Below are 20,783 nucleotides of genomic sequence, written 5' to 3'. Positions count from 1 at the left end.
CCTTCACTCGCACCAGTGGGAGCGATTCCATCAGTCGACGCGTCCGTCACGGCGCGCCAGAGCTGCAAGGAGTCGCTCATGCGACACCCCCCGCGTTCAGTCCTTTTAGCCATCGCCGGTACGGTCGCGCTCGTCGGGAGTGCGGTCGTGCCGGCGGTCACGGCGCACGGAGCGACTCCCGCGTGCACGGTGGAGTACACCGTCACCAATCAGTGGGACGCCGGCTTCCAGGGCGACGTGAAGATAACGAACAACGAAGGCCCGCTGAGCAGTTGGACCCTCACCTTCGACTTCGCCGGTGGTCAGGAGGTCACGCAGGGCTGGAACGCGAAGTGGTCCCAGTCCGGCACGACGGTGACCGCCGCGAACGAGAGCTACAACGGTTCGCTCGGCACCGGCGCGAGCGTCAGCGCGGGCTTCCTCGGCTCCCTGTCGGGGAGCAACCCGCTGCCGACGGCGTTCAAGCTCAACGGCACCACCTGCAACGTCGACTCGGATCCGTCCACACCCCCGACGGATCCACCGCCGACGGATCCACCGCCGACCGGTGACGGCAAGGCGCCCGCCCTGCACGTCTCGGGCACCGAGCTCGTCGACGCCGCCGGGAACAACCACCGGCTGCTGGGCGTCAACCGCTCCGGCGGCGAGTTCATGTGCGTCCAGGGCTACGGCATCTGGGACGGCCCGGTGGACGACGCGGCGATCAAGGCGATCGCCGACTGGAAGGCGAACGCCGTCCGTATCCCCCTCAACGAGGAGTGCTGGCTGGGACTTTCCAACATCGACCCCGCGTACGCGGGCGCCAACTACATCAGCGCCGTCAAGGAGCTGGTGGCCCGGGTCGAGTCGTTCGGCATGACCCCGATCGTCGAACTGCACTGGACCTACGGCCAGTACACCGGCAACTCGGCGGGCTGCTCCGACGTGCACGCCACCTGCCAGAAGCCGATGCCCGACGCCCAGTACACGCCGTCGTTCTGGTCCTCGGTCGCCAGTACCTTCAAGGGTGACCAGGCCGTCGTCTTCGACCTGTTCAACGAGCCCTATCCGGACCGGGCGACCTCCAGCCTCACCGACGCCTGGAAGTGCTGGCGCGACGGCGGCACCTGTCCGGGCATCGAGTACCAGGTCGCCGGAATGCAGAGCCTCGTCGACGCGATCCGCGGTGCCGGGGCGAACAACGTCATCCTCGCCGGCGGCCTCGCGTACTCCAACGACCTCGGCCAGTGGCTGACCTACCGGCCCACTGACCCGGCCGGCAATCTGGGCGCCTCCTTCCACGTCTACAACTTCAACACCTGCTCCAGCGCGAGCTGCTGGGACTCCACCCTCGCTCCGGTCGCGGCCCAGGTGCCGCTGGTGGCCGGGGAGATCGGCGAGAACACCTGCTCGCACGGATTCATCGACCAGGTCATGAAGTGGTTGGACGACCGTGGAATGTCCTACCTGGGCTGGACCTGGAACACCTGGGACTGCTCCTCCGGGCCGTCCCTGATCTCCGCCTACGACGGCACACCCACGGCGTTCGGCGCGGGGTTGCGCGACCATCTGCGCACCCTCAACCCCTGAGTCCTCCACCGCACGTCCGAGACCGCACGTCCGAGACCGCACGTCCGAGACCGCACGTCCGAGACCGCACGTCCGAGACCGCACGTCCGAGACCGCACGCCCAAGTCCGCACGTCCGGGTCCACGACTTCGGACGCGCGACTCCGAGTCCGCACGTCCCTGTCCGAAAGTTCCCTATCCGCACATCAGGTCAGACAGAAGGAGTACTTGGCACTCATGAGCCGTACCAGAACATCGATACTCGCCGCGATGGCCCTGGTGGCCGGGGCCACGGGGACGGCGCTCACCGCCGCACCCGCCAGCGCCGCGGCCGCCTGTACCGTCGACTACAACGTCAACCAGTGGGACAGCGGCTTCACCGCCGACATCAGCGTCCACAACAACGGTGCCGCCAAGTCGAGTTGGTCGCTGAAGTGGACCTACGCCGGTAACCAGCAGGTCACCAGCTTCTGGAACGCGAAGATCAGCCAGAGCGGTGCGAACGTCACCGCGGCCAACGAGAGCTACAACGGCAGCCTCCCCACGGGCGGTTCCGTCAGCTTCGGCTTCCAGGGCACCTACAGCGGCACCAACGCGATCCCGGCCTCCTTCACCCTCGACGGCGTCACCTGCAACGTCGACAACGGCGGCGGCGACCCCGGCGGCGGTGACAACGGTGGCGGGGACCCCGGCGGCGGTGACAACGGCGGTGGCGACCCCGGTGGCGGCGGCAACACCGGCCGGGTCGACAACCCCTACGCCGGCGCCAAGGTCTACGTGAACCCCGAGTGGTCGGCGAACGCCGCCGCCGAGCCGGGCGGCAGCAGGATCTCCAACCAGCCGACCGGTGTCTGGATGGACCGCATCGCCGCGATCAACGGCGTCAACGGCGGCATGGGCCTGCGTGACCACCTCGACACGGCGCTGCAGCAGAAGGGCAGCGGCGAGGAAGTCATCCAGGTGGTCGTCTACGACCTGCCCGGACGCGACTGCGCGGCCCTCGCCTCCAACGGCGAGCTCGGCCCGACGGAGATCGACAAGTACAAGACCCAGTTCATCGACCCGATCGCGGCGATCCTGTCCGACCCCAAGTACGCCTCGCTGCGCATCGTCACCACCATCGAGATCGACTCGCTGCCCAACCTCGTCACGAACACCAGCGGCCGCGACACCGCGACGCCTGAGTGCGACGTGATGAAGGCCAACGGCAACTACGTGAAGGGCGTCGGCTACGCCCTGGCCAAGCTCGGTGCCATCCCCAACGTCTACAACTACGTGGACGCGGGCCACCACGGCTGGATCGGCTGGGACGACAACTTCGGCGCGTCGGCCGACCTCTTCAAGCAGGCGGCCACCAGCGAGGGCGCGACCGTCAACGACGTGGCCGGCTTCATCACCAACACGGCCAACTACAGCGCTCTGAAGGAGGACCACTTCTCGATCAACGACAGCGTGGGCGGCACCTCGGTGCGCCAGTCCAAGTGGGTGGACTGGAACCAGTACGTCGACGAGCTGTCCTTCGCACAGGCCTTCCGCCAGAAGCTCGTCTCGGTCGGCTTCAACTCCAACATCGGCATGCTGATCGACACGTCCAGGAACGGCTGGGGCGGCTCGGCACGTCCGGCCGGTCCGGGTCCGCAGACCAGTGTGGACGCGTACGTCGACGGTGGGCGCTACGACCGGCGCATCCAGCTCGGCAACTGGTGCAACCAGTCGGGCGCCGGTCTCGGTGAGCGTCCGAAGGCGTCGCCGGAGCCCGGCATCGACGCCTACGTGTGGATGAAGCCCCCGGGGGAGTCCGACGGTTCCAGCTCGGCCATCGCGAACGACGAGGGCAAGGGCTTCGACCGCATGTGCGACCCGACCTACACGGGCAACGCGCGCAACAACAACAACATGTCGGGCGCGCTGCCGAACGCTCCGGTCTCCGGGCACTGGTTCTCCGCCCAGTTCCAGGAGCTGATGAAGAACGCGTACCCGCCTCTGCCGTGAGCTGAGGCGATCCGCCGGGGCCGGCCCTGCCGCGGCCCCGGCGGGTGACGAACGGTTCCTCCCCGCGGCCGGGGGGCCTGTGCCCCCCGGCCGTTTTGCCGCCTCGGCAACAGGAGTGGCCCTCTCCCGGTGCGTCGGCGCAGGCTGGCCGCACCGGACAGGAGAGGCTGATCAGCATGGCGCACGCACACCACGGACACCACGACCACGAGCGGGCCCGCCCCGGCCACAGTCACCACGGCCACGGTCACACCGACGTCGACTGGGCCGTCATGGCTCCGATGCTGGAGGCCCAGGCGGAGTTGTTCGCGCCCCTGTACGGGAACGTCATGGCATGGCTGGGGGAGAAGGCGCCCGATCCCGGCCTGATCGTCGACGCCGGCAGCGGTCCCGGCGTGATCTCCTGCCTCTTCGCCGAGGTGTTCCCGGGCGCGCGGGTCGCCGCGGTGGACGGCTCCGAGCCCCTGCTCGAGCGGGCCCGGGACCGGGCCGCGCGCCTCGGCCTGGCCGACCGCCTCGCTACCGTCACCGGCGAACTCCCCGGCGTGCTGGACGAGTTGGACTATCCAGCGGGTCTGCTGTGGGCGGGCAACAGCCTGCACCACCTGGGCGACCAGCGGGCCGCCCTCGCCGCGTTCGCCGAACGGCTGGCGCCCGGCGGCACGCTCGCCCTGCTGGAGGGCGGCCTGCCCGCCCGGTTCCTGCCCCGTGACATCGGCATCGGCCGGCCGGGCCTCCAGGCCCGTCTCGACGTGATGCAGGAGGACTGGTTCGCGCGGATGCGGGCCGAACTGCCGGGCTCGGTCGCCGAGACCGAGGACTGGCCGGCGCTGCTGGCCGCCGCGGGCCTGAAGCACACCGGCACCCGCAGCTTCCTGCTGGACCTGCCCGCCCCGGTCTCCGACCCGGCCCGCGCCTACGTCGCCGCCGACCTGAACCGGCTCCGCGAGTTCGTGGGGAGCGACCTCGGCGACGAGGACCGTGCCACCCTCGACCGGCTCCTCGACCCCGGCGACGAGGCGAGCGTGCACCGCAGGAACGACCTCTTCGTGCTCAAGGCGCACACGGTGCACACGGCGGTACGGACCGCCTGAGCGGCAGGTGCCCGGCCACCGTTCGGCGCCGGGCACCGGCTCAGTCCGCCGTGCGCTGTGCGGGTCAGGCGACCTCGAACGCCGCCGGGTCCGGGCCCAGACGCCGGTCCTCGTTCAGGGCGCTGATCGCCGCGAGGTCCTCGTTGTCCAGGCTGAAGTCGAAGACGTCGATGTTCTCCCGGATCCGGGACGGCGTCACCGACTTCGGGATCACGACGGTGCCGAGCTGGAGGTGCCAGCGCAGCACGATCTGGGCGGGCGTGCGGTTGTGCTTCTGCGCGATCGCCACGATCGCCGGAACCTCCAGCAGGCCCTTGCCCTGGCCGAGCGGCGACCAGGCCTCGGTGGCGATGCCCTGCTCCGCGTGGTACTCGCGGGCCGCGTGCTGCTGGAGGTGCGGGTGCAGCTCGATCTGGTTGACCGCCGGGATCACCGAGGCCTCGGCGATCAGGCGCTCCAGGTGCTCCGGAAGGAAGTTGGAGACGCCGATCGCCCGGACGCGCCCGTCGGCGTGCAGCTTCTCGAACGCCTTGTAGGAGTCGACGAACTTCCCCCGGGCCGGCGTCGGCCAGTGGATCAGGTACAGGTCCACGTACTCCAGGCCGAGCTTGGCCAGCGAGGCGTCGAAGGCGCGCAGCGTGGAGTCGTATCCCTGGTCGCTGTTCCAGAGCTTGGTGGTGACGAAGACCTCCTCGCGGGGGATCCCGGAGGCGGCGATGGCCTTGCCGGTGCCTTCTTCGTTGCCGTAGATCGCCGCTGTGTCGACGCTGCGGTACCCGGCCTCCAGCGCGGTGGCGACGGCCCGCTCCGCCTCGTCGTCCGGCACCTGCCAGACACCGAAGCCCAGCTGGGGCATCTCGACGCCGTTGTTGAGGATGATCGGGGGGACCTTGCTGCTCACGAGCTTCTCGATCCTTCGGTTGTTGTCGTGTGTCGGTCCCATCGTCAACGATCACGAGCCGTCACGCATTCCTGAGCTGCCGATCCGACCGGATCAGACCCGGTACAGCGCCTCCACCTCGGCGGCGTAGGCGTTCTCGATGGCCCTGCGCTTGAGCTTCAGGGACGGGGTCAGCAGACCGTGCTCCTCGGTGAACGGCTGGGCGAGGATGCGGAAGGTGCGGATCGACTCGGCCTGGGAGACCAGCGTGTTGGCGGCGACCACCGCGCGGCGGACCTCGGTCTCCAGGTCGGAGTCGTGCACCAGCCGGGCCGTCGGCATCAGCGGTTTGCCGCGCATCCGGAGCCAGTGCTCGACGGCCTCGTGGTCGAGGGTGACCAGCGCGGCGACGTAGGGGCGGTCGTCGCCGACGACGATGCACTGGGAGATCAGCGGGTGGTCGCGCACCCGCTCCTCCAGCAGGCCGGGCGCCACGCTCTTGCCGCCGGAGGTCACCAGGATCTCCTTCTTGCGGCCGGTGATCGTCAGATAGCCGTCCTCGTCGAGGGAGCCGAGGTCGCCGGTGGCCAGCCAGCCGTCGTGCAGGGCCTCGTCGGTGGCCTTCTCGTTGTGGAGGTAGCCCTGGAAGACGTTGTCGCCGCGCAGCCAGATCTCGCCGTCGTCGGCGATGCGCACGGTGGTGCCGGGAACGGGCTGCCCGACCGTGCCGTAGCGGGTGCGTTCGGGCGGGTTGGCGGTGGCCGCCGCGGTGGACTCGGTCAGTCCGTAGCCCTCGTAGACCTGCACGCCGGCGCCCGCGAAGAACAGTCCGAGCCGGCGGTCCATGGCCGAGCCGCCGGACATCGCGTTGCGGATCCTGCCGCCCATCGCGGCACGCACCTTGGAGTACACGAACGTGTCGAAGAACTGGTGCTGCATTCTCAGGGCCGCCGAGGGGCCGGGGCCGACGCCCCAGGCCTTGGCCTCGACGGCGTCGGCGTACCGCACGGCGACCTCGACGGCCTTCTCGAACGGCCCGTCCCTGCCCTCCTTCTCCGCCTTGCGGCGGGCCGCGCCGAACACCTTCTCGAAGATGTACGGCACCGCCAGGATGAACGTCGGCCGGAACGCCTGGAGGTCGGGCAGCAGCGCGGCGGCGCTCAGTTGCGGCTGATGGCCGAAACGGACCTTGCCGCGGATCGCGGCGACCTCCACCATCCGCCCGAAGACGTGGGCGAGCGGCAGGAACAGCAGTGTGGCCGCCTCGTCGCCCTTCCTGCTGTGGAACACCGGCTCCCAGCGCGCGATCACGGTGTCCGACTCGTACATGAAGTTGCCGTGCGACAGCACACAACCCTTGGGGCGGCCGGTGGTGCCGGAGGTGTAGATGACGGTCGCGACCGAGTCCGGGGTGACCGCCTCCCGGTGCCGGTGCACCACGTCGTCGTCGATGTGCCCGCCCGCGTCGTACAACTGCTGCACGATGCCGGTGTCCAACTGCCACAGCAGGCGCAGCCGCGGGAGCCGGTCGATGACGGTGGCGATCGTCATCGCGTGCTCCTCGTGCTCCACGACCGCCGCCGTCACCTCCGCGTCGTGCAGCGCCCAGAAGCACTGCTCGGCCGAGGCGGTGGGGTAGAGCGGCACCACCTGGGCGCCGATCGTCCACAGCGCGAAGTCGAACAGCGTCCACTCGTAGCGGGTACGGGACATGATCGCCACGCGGTCGCCGAAGCGGATGCCCTGGGCGAGCAGGCCCTTGGCGAGGGCCAGCACCTCGTCGCGGAACTCGGCGCAGGTCACATCCCGCCATCTGCCGAACTCGTCCTTGCGGCCGAGCGCGATGTGGAGCGGGTCGTCCAGCGCATGCTGGAAGACGACGTCGGCCAGTCCGCCCACCGGCGGTGGCAACGTCGACGGAGGGCTGGTGAACTCGCGCAAACCCCGCTCCCGTTCCTTGTGACGCTCCGCACAGCGCCGTGAAAGCTACCCCAGCGCGGCAGGGGCGTCAGGGCCCGCCGAGGCGGGCGGTGCCCGGGTGGACGCCGGAAAATGCGCTCACAAGGGGAAGGGTCGGACAGACTTTCCTACGGACCCGTAAGGTTCGGTGCCGTTATCTGCACCGAATCTGTACTGCCCGATTACGGCCCTCGCGACCGGCCGGAGAGGCCCTAATAGGTCGTGCCCTGGCCGACTCCGCGCCGGTGGAGGCGGTCGCCGCTGGTCAGGATGGCCGTGGCCAGGGCGTCGGCCGCGTGGTGCGGGGTGTCGTGGCGGCGGCCGTGCACGAGTACGAAGTCGACTCCGCCCAGCTCGGGCAGGCCCGCCCGGTCCGGGACGCGCACCAGGCCCGGCGGGATCAGGCCGCGGGAGTGGGCCATCACGCCCAGGCCCGCGCGGGCGGCGGCGATCAGGCCGTTGAGGCTGCCGCTGGTGCAGGCGACGCGCCACGGCCGGCCCTGGCGCTCCAGGGCCGCGAGGGCCAGGGCCCGGGTGATGCCGGGCGGCGGGTACACGATGAGCGGCACCGGGCGGTCGGGGTCCAGGCGCAGCCGCTCGGCGCCGATCCACACCAGGCGGTCGCGCCAGACCGGCTCGCCCCGCGGGTCCTCGGGGCGCCGCTTGGCCAGCACCAGGTCCAGCCTGCCGGCGGCGAGCTGCTCGTGCAGCGTGCCCGACAGCTCCACCGTCAGCTCCAGGTCGACCTCGGGATGCTCGTAGCGGAAGCCCTCCAGGATCTCCGGCAGCCGGGTGAGCACGAAGTCCTCCGACGCGCCGAACCGCAGCCGGCCGCGCAGCCGGGCGCCGGTGAAGAACGCGGCCGCCTGCTCGTGCACCTGGAGGATCCGGCGCGCGAAGCCCAGCATGGCCTCGCCGTCCTCGGTCAGCTCCACCGAGTGGGTGTCGCGGGAGAACAGCGCCCTGCCGGTCGCGTCCTCCAGACGGCGCACGTGCTGGCTGACGGTCGACTGGCGCAGCCCGAGCCGCCGCGCCGCCCCCGTGAAGCTGAGGGTCTGGGCCACGGTCAGGAAGGTGCGCAGCTGGGCGGGGTCGTACACGGGGACAGGCTACCGCGGTCATCGCGGAACACGATGACAGTCAGAGCGGTATGACGGATTCCCGATCAACGCCCGGCCGGGCACGATGGAGAAGGGACCCGTCGGCCCCTTGCCGCACGGGCGTGACGCCGCCCGTACCGACCCGAAGAGCACGAGCAAGTGGAGCACCGTGAAACGCCTGCGCCGGACGAACTGGCTGCCGATCGACCCGTACATCGTCCTGTTGCTGGGGACGGTGGGCATCGCGGCACTCCTCCCGGCCCGCGGCTCGGCCGCCCCTGTGGCCTCGGGCGCCTCGACCGCCGCGATCGCCCTGCTGTTCTTCCTCTACGGTGTCCGGTTGTCCACCCGTGAGGCGCTGGACGGCCTGAAGCACTGGCGGCTGCACGTCACGGTCCTGGCCTGCACCTTCGTGATCTTCCCGCTGCTCGGCATCGCCGCCGGCAGACTCGTCCCGGTGCTGCTGAACCAGCCGCTCTACCAGGGCCTGCTCTTTCTCACCCTGGTCCCGTCGACCATCCAGTCGTCGATCGCGTTCACCTCCATCGCCCGCGGCAACGTGCCCGCCGCGATCTGCGCCGGCTCCTTCTCCTCTCTGGTCGGCATCGTCCTCACTCCGCTGCTCGCGGCCGCGCTGCTCGGCAACAGCGGCGGCGGCTTCTCCGGGCACTCGCTGGTCACGATCGTGGTGCAGCTGCTCGTGCCGTTCGTCGCCGGGCAGCTCCTCAGGCCGTGGATCGGACGCTTCGTCGCCCGGCACAAGAAGATCCTCGGGCTGGTCGACCGCGGCTCGATCCTGCTCGTCGTCTACACCGCGTTCAGCGAGGGCATGGTGCGCGGCATCTGGCACCAGGTCAGCGCCGTACGGCTGGGCGGGCTGCTCGTCGTGGAGGCCCTGCTGCTGGCCGTGATGCTCGCCCTGACCTGGTACGGCACCCGGGCGCTGGGCTTCTCCCGCGAGGACCGCGTCGCCGTGCAGTTCGCGGGCTCGAAGAAGTCGCTGGCCTCCGGGCTGCCCATGGCGAGCGTCCTGTTCGGCGCCCATGCCTCGCTCGCCGTGCTGCCGCTGATGCTCTTCCACCAGATGCAGCTCATGGTGTGCGCGGTGATCGCCAAGCGCCGGGCGCGCGACGCCGAGGTGCGGCAGGAGACCGCCGGGCCGGCGCCGGCCGCGGCGTCACCGTCCGCGGTCGGTACGACGAACCGGCCTCGGTGACCTCAGCGGCACCGTGACGACTGCGGCACCGGCGCGGCCGTCGGATCGGGGCCCGGATCGGGCCGGTCCGTACCGGCCGCCGGGCTGCTCAGCCGTGGGCGGCCGACTCCGGCAGGGCGATCCGCTCCCCGCCCGCGTACACGTTCATGGAGCTGCCCCGCAGGAAGCCCACCAGCGTCAGCCCCGTCTCCGCGGCCAGGTCCACCGCCAGGGACGACGGGGCCGAGACGGCCGCCAGGACCGGGATGCCCGCCATGACGGCCTTCTGGGCCAGCTCGAAGGAGGCGCGGCCGGAGACCAGCAGGATCCTGCGGGACAGGGGCAGGTCGCCGCTCTGCAGGGCGCGGCCGATCAGCTTGTCGACCGCGTTGTGCCGGCCCACGTCCTCGCGTATGTCCAGCAGTTCGCCGTCCTCGGTGAACAGCGCCGCCGCGTGCAGCCCGCCGGTGCGGTCGAAGACGCGCTGGGCGGCCCGCAGCCGGTCGGGCAGGCTCGCCAGCAGCTCGGTTCCGATCCGCAGCGGGGGAGTGTCGGAGATCGGCCAGCGGGCCGTCGTACGGACCGCGTCCAGGCTCGCCTTGCCGCACAGGCCGCACGACGAGGTCGTGTACACGTTGCGCTCAAGGGTGATGTCGGGCAGGACGACATCCGGCGCGGTCTTCACGTCCACCACGTTGTACGTGTTCACTCCGTCCGTCGTCGCGCCCGCGCAGTACACGATGTTCAGCAGGTCGGACGCGGCGCCCAGGACGCCCTCGCTCACCAGGAAGCCGGCCGCCAGCGCGAAGTCGTCACCCGGGGTGCGCATGGTGATCGCCAGGGGTTTGCCGTTCAGCCGGATCTCCAGCGGCTCCTCGGCGACCAGCGTGTCGGGGCGGGACGAGACGGCTCCGTCCCGGATGCGGATCACCTTGCGTCGTTCCGTGACTCGTCCCATGCCCTGATCAGCCCCGGTTCTGTGCGCTCTTCGGCCGAAGCGGCCCCGATGATCTCATTGTCCTGCACGTGCGGCAGGGCATCGCGGCGGAGAACCGCTGCCGCCGGAGAACTGGATACTGTCGACGATGCATTGTCCACTGCCGCGCGCCGCTCCGGCAAGGTGCCTCCCGGCCTCTCGCGGTGAGGGGCGCCCCTCTGACCGAAGCCGACAAGAGGGGCCCGTCAATCCTGTGACTTCACCTGCCGCGTTACCCGCGAGTCACTGACCAGACTGGTGAATCCCGCTACCCACGGCCACGAGGGGAACCACCCATGAACGGCTCGCGCATCACCGCCGTCGGTCACTACCAACCCGCCAAGGTGCTCACCAACGAGGACCTGGAGGGCATCGTGGCGACCAGCGACGAGTGGATCAGGAGCCGGGTGGGCATCCGGACCCGGCACATCGCGGGGCCCGACGAGCCGGTCGACGAGCTCGCCGCGCACGCCGCCGCCAAGGCGCTCGCGGCGGCCGGGCTCACGCCCACCGACATCGACCTGGTGCTCGTCGCCACCTCCACGGCCACGGACCGCTCCCCGAACACCGCCGCCCGCGTCGCCGCCCGGCTCGGCGTCCCGGGGCCGGCCGCGATGGACGTCAACGTCGTGTGCGCGGGCTTCACCCACGCCCTGGCCACCGCCGACCACACCGTGCGCGCCGGGGCCGCGACCCGCGCCCTGGTCGTCGGCGCCGACAAGATGTCCGACGTGACCGACTGGACCGACCGCACGACCTGCGTGCTCGTCGGTGACGGGGCCGGGGCCGCCGTGGTCGAGGCCTGCCGGCCGGGCGAGGAGCCCGGGATCGGGCCGGTGCTGTGGGGCTCGGTGCCCGAGATGGGGCACGCGGTGCGGATCGAGGGCACGCCCCCGCGGTTCGCGCAGGAGGGGCAGAGCGTCTACCGGTGGGCCACCACCCAGCTGCCGCCGCTGGCCCAGCAGGCCTGCGAGCGGGCCGGGTTCGCGCCCGAGGAACTCGCCGCGGTCGTCCTGCACCAGGCCAACCTGCGCATCATCGAGCCGCTCGCCGCGAAGCTGGGGGCCGTCAACGCCGTGGTCGCCCGCGACGTCAGCGAGTCCGGCAACACCTCGGCCGCGAGCATCCCGCTGGCCCTGTCCAAGCTCGTCGAACGGGGCGAGGTGACCACCGGGGACCCGGTGCTGCTGTTCGGTTTCGGCGGCAACCTGTCCTACGCCGGGCAGGTCGTGCGCTGCCCGTGAGCGGCCGCCGGCGGATCCCGCGCGGTGCGTACGCGGGCGTCGCGTGCGTGTGTGTGACGCGCGCGACGTCCACTGATCGCGGCGACTGCGCATCGTAGACTGTAGACGAACGGCGATCGACGCTCCGTCCGAGTGTCAAGGACCCGGCCGTCCGCCTGCTGCGCACGCGCCCGGCCGAGGAGGGGACCGCGATGTTGTCGACAGGACTGCCGCAGGGGGCGGTGCCCAGGCTCGAGCGCCCCGGCCCGCTGCGCGAGCGCGTCTACGAAGCCCTGCTGGAACTCATCACCACCCGCGCCCTCCAGCCGGGCCAGCACCTTGTCGAGAGCGAGCTCGCCGGGCACCTCGGCGTCTCCCGGCAGCCGGTGCGCGAGGCGCTCCAGCGTCTGAACACAGAGGGATGGGTCGATCTGCGGCCCGCCCAGGGCGCCTTCGTGCACGAGCCGACGGAGGAGGAGGCCGACCAACTCCTCAGCGTGCGCATGCTCCTGGAGGCCGAGGCGGCCCGCCTCGCCGCCGCGAACGCGGACCGCGACGGCGTCGCCGCCCTGGAGGAGCTGGTGGCGCGGGGGTTCGAGGCCGTCGCCGCCGACGACGTGGAGACGGCCGTCGCCCTGAACGCCCGCTTCCACGCCAAGGTCGTGGAGCTGGCCGGCAACGCGGTGCTCGCCGAACTCGCCGTCCAGGTCGACCGGCGGGTGCGCTGGTACTACACCCCGGTGGCCCGGCAGCGCGGCCGCCAGTCCTGGATCGAGCACCGCGCGCTCATCGAGGCGATCGGCGAGCGCGACGAGCAGCGCGCCACCCGCCTGATGCGCGAGCACACGGAGTACACCCGCAGGTCGTACCACGGCCAGGCCAAACCCTGACCACACGTCAAGCTCGGCCCGCACGCCACGTGCTGATACGTGCCAAGTCCTGACCGCACACCACGTGCTGACCCCACGAAGACCGGCCCCCTGGCCTTCGCTCGGCGCCGCCAACTTTGTCCTGTCGGTGGGGAAAGTTGGCGGCAATCCCTGCGCAACTTCTTCCCAGTTCCGGCAGTCGCTGCTACGTTCCTCTCTCAAGCAAGCAGTCAAGTGGTCGAAATCCCGTGTGCGTAGGCCGAATTGAGGCGGGGAGGGGCACGTGAGACGTATGACGGCACGACCCGCCAACCCCCATCAGGCCCGGCTCCTGAAGCTGCTGCGCGACGGGGGACCCAGCTCCCGGGCACAGCTCGGCGACCGCGTCGAGCTGTCCCGCTCGAAGCTGGCCATGGAGGTCGACCGGCTCCTGGAGACGGGACTGGTCGTGGCCGACGGACTCGCCGCCTCACGCGGCGGCCGCCGCTCCCACAACGTCCGGCTCGCCCCCGAACTCCGCTTCCTCGGCGTCGACATCGGCGCGACCTCGGTCGACGTCGCCGTCACCAACGCCGAACTGGAGGTGCTGGGACACCTCAACCAGCCGCTGGACGTACGCGAGGGTCCCGTCGCGGTCTTCTCGCAAGTCCTCGCCATGGCCGCGAAGTTGCGGGTGTCGGGGCTCGCGGAGGGGTACGACGGCGCCGGCATCGGCGTCCCCGGCCCCGTCCGCTTCCCCCAGGGCGTCCCCGTGGCGCCCCCGATCATGCCGGGCTGGGACGGCTTCCCCGTGCGGGAGGCGCTCAGCCAGGAACTCGGCTGCCCGGTCATGGTCGACAACGACGTGAACCTCATGGCGATGGGGGAGCAGCACGCGGGCGTCGCCCGCTCCGTGGGCGACTTCCTCTGCGTCAAGATCGGCACCGGCATCGGCTGCGGCATCGTCGTCGACGGCGAGGTCCACCGCGGTACGACCGGCAGCGCGGGCGACATCGGGCACATCCAGGCCGTGCCGGACGGACGCCCCTGCGTCTGCGGCAACCGGGGCTGTCTGGAGGCCCACTTCAGCGGCGCCGCCCTGGCCCGTGACGCGCTGGAGGCGGCCCAGCAGGGCCGGTCGGCCGAGCTCGCGACCCGGCTGGAGGCGAACGGCGCCCTCACCGCCGTCGACGTGGCCGCCGCGGCCGCCGCGGGCGACGCCACCTCGCTCGGCCTGATCCGGCAGGGCGGCACCCGCACCGGCCAGGTCATCGCCGGACTCGTCTCCTTCTTCAACCCCGGCCTGGTGGTGATCGGCGGCGGGGTCACCGGCCTCGGCCACACCCTGCTCGCCGCGATCCGCACCCAGGTCTACCGCCAGTCACTGCCCCTGGCGACCGGCAACCTGCCCATCGTCCTGGGCGAGTTGGGGCCCGCCGCCGGAGTCATCGGCGCGGCCCGGCTCATCAGCGACCACCTGTTCTCGCCGGCCTGACCGGCGCGCACCACCCGCACCACCGGCACGTCCAGCACCACCGGTACGCCCCGCACCACCAGCACGCAGCACGGCACCACCACCGTTACGCCCGCGTACGTCAGCCCGCCCCGTGTACATCAGCCCCGCGTACGTCAGCCCTGCCCTGAGACCGGCCGTATCCGCCGAGGGGAACCACCATGGCTCCAGAACCACCCCTGCTCAGCATGTCCGGCATCACCAAGTCGTTCCCCGGAGTCCGTGCCCTGGACGGAGTCGACCTGGAGGTACAGGCCGGAGAGGTGCACTGCCTGCTCGGCCAGAACGGCGCCGGGAAGTCCACTCTCATCAAGGTTCTCGCCGGGGCGCACCAGCCCGACGACGGGCAGATCACCTGGCGGGGCGAGCCGATCACCCTGAGGTCCCCGATCGCCGCCATGAACCTGGGCATCGCCACCATCTACCAGGAACTCGACCTGGTGGCAGGCCTGTCCGTGGCCGAGAACGTCTTCCTCGGCCACGAACCCACCACCGCCGGCTTCGTCGTCCGGGGCCGCGAGGCCCGTTCCGCCACCGCCGCCCTCCTCAAGCGGCTCGGCCACCCCGAGATCGACACGGCCCGGCTCGCCGGCGAACTCTCCGCCGCCCAGCAGCAGGTCGTCTCCATGGCACGGGCCCTCTCCCACGACGTCCGGCTCATCGTGATGGACGAACCGTCCGCCGCCCTCGACCCGGACGAGGTCGACAACCTCTTCCGCATCGTCGGCGACCTCACCGCCGACGGTGTCGCCGTCGTCTACATCTCCCACCGCCTGGAGGAGATCCGCCGCATCGGCGACCGGGTCACCGTCCTCAAGGACGGCCGCGCCGTCGCCGGGGGCCTGCCCGCCGAGTCCACCCCGACCCGCGAGATCGTCTCCCTGATGACGGGCCGCAACGTCGAGTACGTCTTCCCGCCGCGTCCCGCGTTCTCCACCGAGCACGCCGCGCCCGTCCTCACCGTCGAAGGTCTCGCCCGCGACGGGGAGTTCGCCCCCCTCGACCTCGAACTGCGGCCCGGCGAGATCGTCGGCCTCGCCGGACTCGTCGGCTCCGGTCGCTCCGAGATCCTGGAGACCGTCTACGGCGCCCGCAAACCCAGCGCGGGCCGCGTCCTCGTCGACGGCACACCGCTGCGCCCCGGCAGCGTGCGCTCCGCCGTGCGCGCCGGACTCGGGCTCGCCCCCGAGGAACGCAAGGCCCAGGCCCTGCTGATGCTGGAGTCCGTCACCCGCAACGTCAGCGTCTCCACGCTGCCGCGCTTCGCCCGCGGCGGCTGGCTGGACCGGCGCGCGGAGCGGACCGCCGCCCGGCGGGCCACCCGCGAGCTCTCCCTGCGGCCCGACAACCCCGACGCCCCGGTGCGCACCCTCTCCGGCGGCAACCAGCAGAAGGCGGTCCTCGCCCGCTGGCTGCTGCGGGGCTGCCGCGTCCTGCTCCTCGACGAACCCACCCGGGGCGTCGACGTCGGCGCCCGCGCCGAGCTGTACGCGGTGGTGCGCCGCCTCGCCGACGAGGGCCTGGCCGTCCTCCTGGTCTCCAGCGAGGTGCCCGAGGTGCTCGGTCTCGCCGACCGCGTCCTGGTGCTCCGCGAAGGGCTCGTCGTCCACACGGCACCCGCCCGGGAACTGGACGAACACCGCGTACTCGACCTGGTGATGGAGGGAAGCCCCGTGTCCACACAGTCCGTGACCGAGGAAGGGAGCGCGACGTCATGACGCACCCCGCCACCCCGGCCCAGCAGGGCGGACCCGACGCCGGGCCGTCCCCCGCCGCCCCCGCGGACGCCGTCCCCGGCGGCGCCGGCCCGCTGCGCGTCCTGTGGGCACGCGCCGACCTGCGCACCCTGTCGTTGCTCGGCGTCCTCGCCGTCCTCGTCCTCATCGGCGGCCTCACCAAGCCCGACGAGTTCCTGGACACCCGCAACCTGCAACTGGTGCTCACCCAGTCGTCCATCATCGGCGTCGTCACCGTCGGGATGACCTTCGTCATCATGAGCGGTGGCATCGACCTGTCCGTCGGCGCGGTCGTCGCCCTCTCCTCCGTGTGGGCCACCACCGTCGCCACCCAGGAGTACGGCTTCGCGGGCGTCCTGTTCACCGCGATCCTCGTCGGCGTCGGCTGCGGGCTCGTCAACGGCGTCCTCATCGCGTACGGCGGCATGGTCCCGTTCATCGCGACGCTCGCCATGCTCGCCTCCGCGCGCGGACTCGCCCTGCAGATCACCGGCGGCAAGACGCAGATCGTCACCATCGACGGCATCCTGAAGCTCGGCGAACGCGACTCCTACGTCCTCGGCGTGCCGCCGCTGGTCCTCGTCTTCGCCGCCGTCACCGTCATCGGCTGGCTCGTGCTGAACCGCACCACGTTCGGGCGGCGCACCGTCGCCGTCGGCGGCAACGCGGAGGCGGCCCGCCTCGCGGGCATCGACGTCCGCCGCCAGCGCCTCTACCTCTACCTGCTGTCCGGCCTGTGCTGCGGCATCGCGGCCTTCCTGCTGATCGTCCTGGCCGGATCGGGCCAGAACACCAACGGCAACCTGTACGAACTCGACGCCATCGCCGCCGCGATCATCGGTGGGACCCTGCTGAGCGGCGGCCGGGGCACCATCGTCGGCTCCGTCCTCGGCGTCCTGATCTTCACCACGATCACCAACATCTTCGCCCTGAACAACCTCCAGAGCGACGTCCAGCAGATCGCCAAGGGCGCCATCATCGTCGCCGCCGTCCTCGTCCAGCGGCGCACCGCCTCCACCCCCTAGGCCCGGTTCCGAGTTCCCCGCGGACGACGGTGGACTCGGAACAGGCCCCAGCCCAGCCGAGCCGCCCGCTCCGTACGGCCCTCAACGGAAAGGCCATCGCCATGCCCCAGACACCGAGCCGCAGAGGTCTGCTCTTCGGTGGCGCCGCCGTCGGCGCCACCGCCTTCCTCGCCGCCTGCACCAGCAACGACACCAAGGACGACAAGCCCGCGGCGAACGGCAAGCCCGCCGCCGACAACACGCCCGGCAAGGCGGTCACCATCGGCTTCGCCGGCCCCCAGGCCGACCACGGCTGGCTCAACGCGATCAACGAGAACGCCAAGAGCCGCGCCAAGACGTACTCCGACGTCACCCTGGAGATCACCGAGGGCTCCAACGACACCGCCGCGCAGATCGGGCAGATCGAGACCCTGATCAACAAGAAGGTCGACGTCCTGGTGATCCTGCCGGCGGACGGCAAGGCCCTCACCCAGGTCGGCCTGAAGGCGATGCGCGCGGGCATCCCCGTCGTCAACCTCGACCGGGTCTTCAACTCCCCGCAGGCGTACCGCTGCTGGATCGGCGGCGACAACTACGGCATGGGCTTCAACGCCGGGCAGTACATCGGCGAGCAACTCAAGGACAAGCAGAGCGCCAAGGTCGTCGAACTCGCCGGCCTCGACAACCTGGAGCTGACCAAGCAGCGCACCCAGGGCTTCGACGACGCGCTGAAGAACTACCCCAACATCACCAAGGTGGCCCGCCAGGCGGCCGAGTTCACCGTCGAGTCCGGCCAGGCGAAGATGGCCCAGCTCCTCCAGGCACAGAAGCACATCGACGCGCTGTGGAACCACGACGACGACCAGGGCGTCGGCGCGCTGCGCGCCATCGAGCAGGCCGGGCGCGACGAGTTCCTGATGGTCGGCGGCGCCGGCGCGCTCTCCGCGTTCGAACAGATCAAGCAGGACAAGGGCGTCCTGAAGGCCACCGTGCTGTACCCGCCGACGATGGCCGCGTCCGCGATCGACCTGGCCCGCGCACTGGGCCAGGGCAAGGGCGTTTCCGGTATGGCGGAGTTCGAGATCCCGGCGTCCATCACGTTGTTCTCGGCCGTGGTCGACAAGACCAACGTGGACCAGTACATGCCCACCGGCTTCAAGTAATGGGCGCTGCCAACCCCCCACATCACGGTCACGGCGTCGGGAACGCCGCTGCGAACGTTCACGAGAAGGAGTTATCGGTATGGGCCTGAAGGGACAGTCGGAGCAGGCCGAGAGCGAGCCCGCGGCCGGGAAGCCTCCGCTGCGTGTCGGCATGGTCGGATACGCCTTCATGGGCGCCGCCCACTCCCAGGGATGGCGCACCGTGGGCCGCGTCTTCGACCTGCCGCACCGGCCCGTACTGGCCGCCGTCGCCGGACGTGACGGGGCGGCCGTGCGGGGCGCGGCCGCCCGGCTCGGCTGGGCCGACGCGGAGACCGACTGGCGCGATCTGATCGCCCGCGACGACGTCGACCTCGTCGACATCTGCACCCCGGGCGACAGCCACGCGGAGATCGCCGTGGCCGCCCTGGAGGCCGGCAAGCACGTGCTGTGCGAGAAGCCCCTCGCCAACTCGGTCGAGGAGGCGCGGGCGATGACCGAGGCGGCCGAGCGGGCCCGGGCCCGCGGCCAGGTCGCCATGGTCGGCTTCAACTACCGGCGGCTGCCCGCGACCGTGCTGGCCCGCCGCATGGTCGCCGAGGGCCGCCTCGGCACCCTGCGGCACGTACGGGTCAGCTACCTCCAGGACTGGCTCGTCGACCCGGAGTTCCCGCTGACCTGGCGGCTGCGCAAGGACGCGGCGGGCTCCGGCGCGCTCGGCGACCTGGGCGCCCACATCGTCGACCTCGCCCAGTACCTCGCGGGCGAGCCGATCACCGGGGTGTCCGCGGTCACCGAGACCTTCGTCCGGGAGCGCCCGCTGCCGGCTGGGGCGGCCGCCGGGCTCAGCGGTGTCGGCGGCAGTGGCCGGGGAGAGGTCACCGTCGACGACGCGGCCCTGTTCACCGCCCGGTTCGGCTCGGGCGCGCTCGCCTCCTTCGAGGCGACCCGGTTCGCCTCCGGCCGCAAGAACGCGCTGCACATCGAGCTCAACGGCTCGCGCGGCTCGCTCGCCTTCGACCTGGAACGGCTCAACGAGCTCTCGTACCACGACCACACCGAACCCGCGGTCAGCGCCGGTTTCCGCCGGATCCTCGTCACCGAACCCGACCACCCCTACCTCGCGGCCTGGTGGCCGCCGGGCCACGGCCTCGGCTACGAGCACAGCTTCGTCCACCAGGCCCGCGACCTGGTGCTCGCGATCGCCGCGGGCACCGCGCCCGAACCGTCCTTCGCCGACGGGCTCCAGGTCCAGCGCGTCCTGGCCGCCGTCGAGGAGAGCGCCGCCAAGAATTCCCTCTACACGCCCGTCCCGGTCTAGGGAGGCCCGGTCATGTCACGCTCGTTCACCCTGTTCACCGGTCAGTGGGCCGACCTCCCCCTGGAGGAAGTCTGCCGACTGGCCCGCGACTTCGGCTACGACGGACTCGAACTGGCCTGCTGGGGAGATCACTTCGAAGTCGACAAGGCGCTGGCCGACCCCGCCTACCTCGACGGGCGGCGTGCGCTGCTCGACAAGTACGGCCTCAAGTGCTGGGCCATCTCCAACCACCTGGTGGGTCAGGGGGTCTGCGACCACCCGATCGACGAGCGCCACCAGGGCATCCTGCCGGCCAGGATCTGGGGCGACGGGGAGCCCGAGGGCGTACGGCGGCGGGCCGCCGCCGAGCTCAAGGACACGGCGCGGGCGGCGGCCGCCTTCGGCGTCGACACCGTCATCGGCTTCACCGGATCCTCGATCTGGCACCTCGTCGCCATGTTCCCGCCGGTGCCGCCGGGCATGATCGAACGCGGCTACGAGGACTTCGCCGAGCGCTGGAACCCGATCCTCGACGTGTTCGACGCCGAGGGCGTCCGCTTCGCGCACGAGGTGCACCCCGGCGAGATCGCGTACGACTACTGGACCACCCGTCGGGCCCTGGACGCGGTCGACAACCGGCCCGCGTTCGGGCTGAACTTCGACCCGAGCCACTTCGTGTGGCAGGACCTCGACCCGGTCGGCTTCCTGTACGACTTCCGCGACCGGATCTACCACGTGGACTGCAAGGAGGCCCGCAAGCGCCTCGACGGGCGCAACGGCCGCCTCGGCTCCCACCTGCCGTGGGGCGACCCCCGGCGCGGCTGGGACTTCGTCTCCGCCGGACACGGTGACGTCCCGTGGGAGGACGTCTTCCGCATGCTGCGGTCCATCGACTACACCGGCCCCGTGTCGGTGGAGTGGGAGGACGCCGGCATGGACCGGCTCCAGGGCGCCCCCGAAGCGCTGCGCCGGCTCAAGGAGTTCGACTTCGACCCGCCGAGCGCGTCGTTCGACGCCGCCTTCGGCCAGTAGCTCCGCCGGTTGGCTCCGCCGGTTCGGCGGGGGGCGCGGAGCGCCGCCCGTCGGTTCGGCCTGCCCGAGAACCGCTTTGTCCTGACGCTGGAAAAAGGCCAACTTCTCTTCTGTACAAGGACTACCCGACTCCGACAAAGCCAGCTACGGTCCCGGAGTTGTACAGGTCACGCACATCTCCGGAGTGACGGCGCACCCCGGCGCACAGCATCTGCCCCGTACGACCCCCACCCTCCCGGAGG

The 20,783-nt window shown here is 71.2% G+C and carries 16 protein-coding genes; 12 read left to right on the top strand and 4 right to left on the bottom strand.

Annotated elements, in window-relative coordinates:
• Positions 1-78: 78 nt before the first annotated feature.
• From ACTYVM_RS24605 to ACTYVM_RS24595, 3 genes are all read left to right on the top strand, one after another.
• The gene (locus ACTYVM_RS24605; RefSeq protein WP_445528034.1) at positions 79-1,569 is read left to right on the top strand and encodes a cellulase family glycosylhydrolase; all 1,491 of its coding nucleotides are present in this window, start codon (positions 79-81) and stop codon (positions 1,567-1,569) included.
• 215 nt (positions 1,570-1,784) lie between these two features.
• Entirely contained in the window at positions 1,785-3,539 is a 1,755-nt protein-coding gene (locus tag ACTYVM_RS24600; RefSeq protein WP_445528033.1) for a glycoside hydrolase family 6 protein, read from the top strand.
• A gap of 176 nt (positions 3,540-3,715) precedes the next feature.
• On the top strand, positions 3,716-4,633 hold the full coding sequence (locus ACTYVM_RS24595; protein ID WP_445528032.1) for a class I SAM-dependent methyltransferase: 918 nt from the start codon (positions 3,716-3,718) through the stop codon (positions 4,631-4,633).
• Positions 4,634-4,697: 64 nt separating this feature from the next.
• Here the strand turns inward: ACTYVM_RS24595 and ACTYVM_RS24590 are convergent, their stop codons facing one another.
• From ACTYVM_RS24590 to ACTYVM_RS24580, 3 genes are all read right to left on the bottom strand, one after another.
• Positions 4,698-5,534: an aldo/keto reductase gene (locus ACTYVM_RS24590; protein WP_445528031.1), complete on the bottom strand. Its 837-nt coding sequence runs from the start codon at positions 5,532-5,534 to the stop codon at positions 4,698-4,700.
• A 93-nt stretch (positions 5,535-5,627) separates the two neighbouring features.
• On the bottom strand, positions 5,628-7,454 hold the full coding sequence (locus tag ACTYVM_RS24585; RefSeq protein ID WP_445528030.1) for an AMP-dependent synthetase/ligase: 1,827 nt from the start codon (positions 7,452-7,454) through the stop codon (positions 5,628-5,630).
• 230 nt (positions 7,455-7,684) lie between these two features.
• The gene (locus tag ACTYVM_RS24580) at positions 7,685-8,572 is read right to left on the bottom strand and encodes a LysR substrate-binding domain-containing protein (RefSeq protein WP_445528029.1); all 888 of its coding nucleotides are present in this window, start codon (positions 8,570-8,572) and stop codon (positions 7,685-7,687) included.
• A gap of 196 nt (positions 8,573-8,768) precedes the next feature.
• Between ACTYVM_RS24580 and ACTYVM_RS24575 the strand changes: the two genes are divergently transcribed.
• Positions 8,769-9,788 carry a bile acid:sodium symporter family protein gene (locus tag ACTYVM_RS24575; RefSeq protein ID WP_445528053.1) on the top strand — a complete coding sequence of 340 codons (1,020 nt, stop codon included), beginning with the start codon at positions 8,769-8,771 and terminating at the stop codon, positions 9,786-9,788.
• Positions 9,789-9,876: 88 nt separating this feature from the next.
• Here ACTYVM_RS24575 and fdhD read toward each other — a convergent pair whose 3' ends face one another.
• A complete protein-coding gene (fdhD, locus tag ACTYVM_RS24570; RefSeq protein ID WP_445528028.1) occupies positions 9,877-10,725 on the bottom strand; it encodes a formate dehydrogenase accessory sulfurtransferase FdhD in 849 nt (282 codons plus the stop codon).
• A gap of 314 nt (positions 10,726-11,039) precedes the next feature.
• On the opposite strand from fdhD, the gene ACTYVM_RS24565 reads away from it, so the two are divergent.
• The 8 genes from ACTYVM_RS24565 (at position 11,040) to ACTYVM_RS24530 (ending at position 20,541) form a co-directional block, all read left to right on the top strand.
• A complete protein-coding gene (locus ACTYVM_RS24565; RefSeq protein ID WP_445528027.1) occupies positions 11,040-11,987 on the top strand; it encodes a beta-ketoacyl-ACP synthase III in 948 nt (315 codons plus the stop codon).
• Positions 11,988-12,178: 191 nt separating this feature from the next.
• On the top strand, positions 12,179-12,856 hold the full coding sequence (locus ACTYVM_RS24560; protein ID WP_445528026.1) for a GntR family transcriptional regulator: 678 nt from the start codon (positions 12,179-12,181) through the stop codon (positions 12,854-12,856).
• Positions 12,857-13,127: 271 nt separating this feature from the next.
• The gene (locus ACTYVM_RS24555; protein WP_445528025.1) at positions 13,128-14,309 is read left to right on the top strand and encodes an ROK family transcriptional regulator; all 1,182 of its coding nucleotides are present in this window, start codon (positions 13,128-13,130) and stop codon (positions 14,307-14,309) included.
• A gap of 179 nt (positions 14,310-14,488) precedes the next feature.
• Positions 14,489-16,045, top strand: coding sequence for a sugar ABC transporter ATP-binding protein (locus ACTYVM_RS24550; protein ID WP_445528024.1), 1,557 nt, complete (start codon positions 14,489-14,491; stop codon positions 16,043-16,045).
• Positions 16,042-17,088, top strand: coding sequence for an ABC transporter permease (locus tag ACTYVM_RS24545; RefSeq protein WP_445528023.1), 1,047 nt, complete (start codon positions 16,042-16,044; stop codon positions 17,086-17,088). The genes ACTYVM_RS24550 and ACTYVM_RS24545 overlap by 4 nt, the downstream gene beginning before the upstream one ends.
• Before the next feature lie 101 nt (positions 17,089-17,189).
• Complete coding sequence (locus tag ACTYVM_RS24540) at positions 17,190-18,230, top strand: substrate-binding domain-containing protein (protein WP_445528022.1); 1,041 nt, start codon at positions 17,190-17,192, stop codon at positions 18,228-18,230.
• Positions 18,231-18,309: 79 nt separating this feature from the next.
• Positions 18,310-19,530 carry a Gfo/Idh/MocA family protein gene (locus tag ACTYVM_RS24535; protein ID WP_445528021.1) on the top strand — a complete coding sequence of 407 codons (1,221 nt, stop codon included), beginning with the start codon at positions 18,310-18,312 and terminating at the stop codon, positions 19,528-19,530.
• Between the two features lie 12 nt (positions 19,531-19,542).
• Complete coding sequence (locus ACTYVM_RS24530) at positions 19,543-20,541, top strand: sugar phosphate isomerase/epimerase family protein (RefSeq protein WP_400027645.1); 999 nt, start codon at positions 19,543-19,545, stop codon at positions 20,539-20,541.
• The last annotated feature ends 242 nt before the right edge of the window (positions 20,542-20,783 follow it).

This window comes from Streptomyces cyslabdanicus (assembly GCF_052663305.1).
Note: the sequence above shows the minus strand (reverse complement) of the source record. Positions and strands in the feature narration are given on the sequence as shown.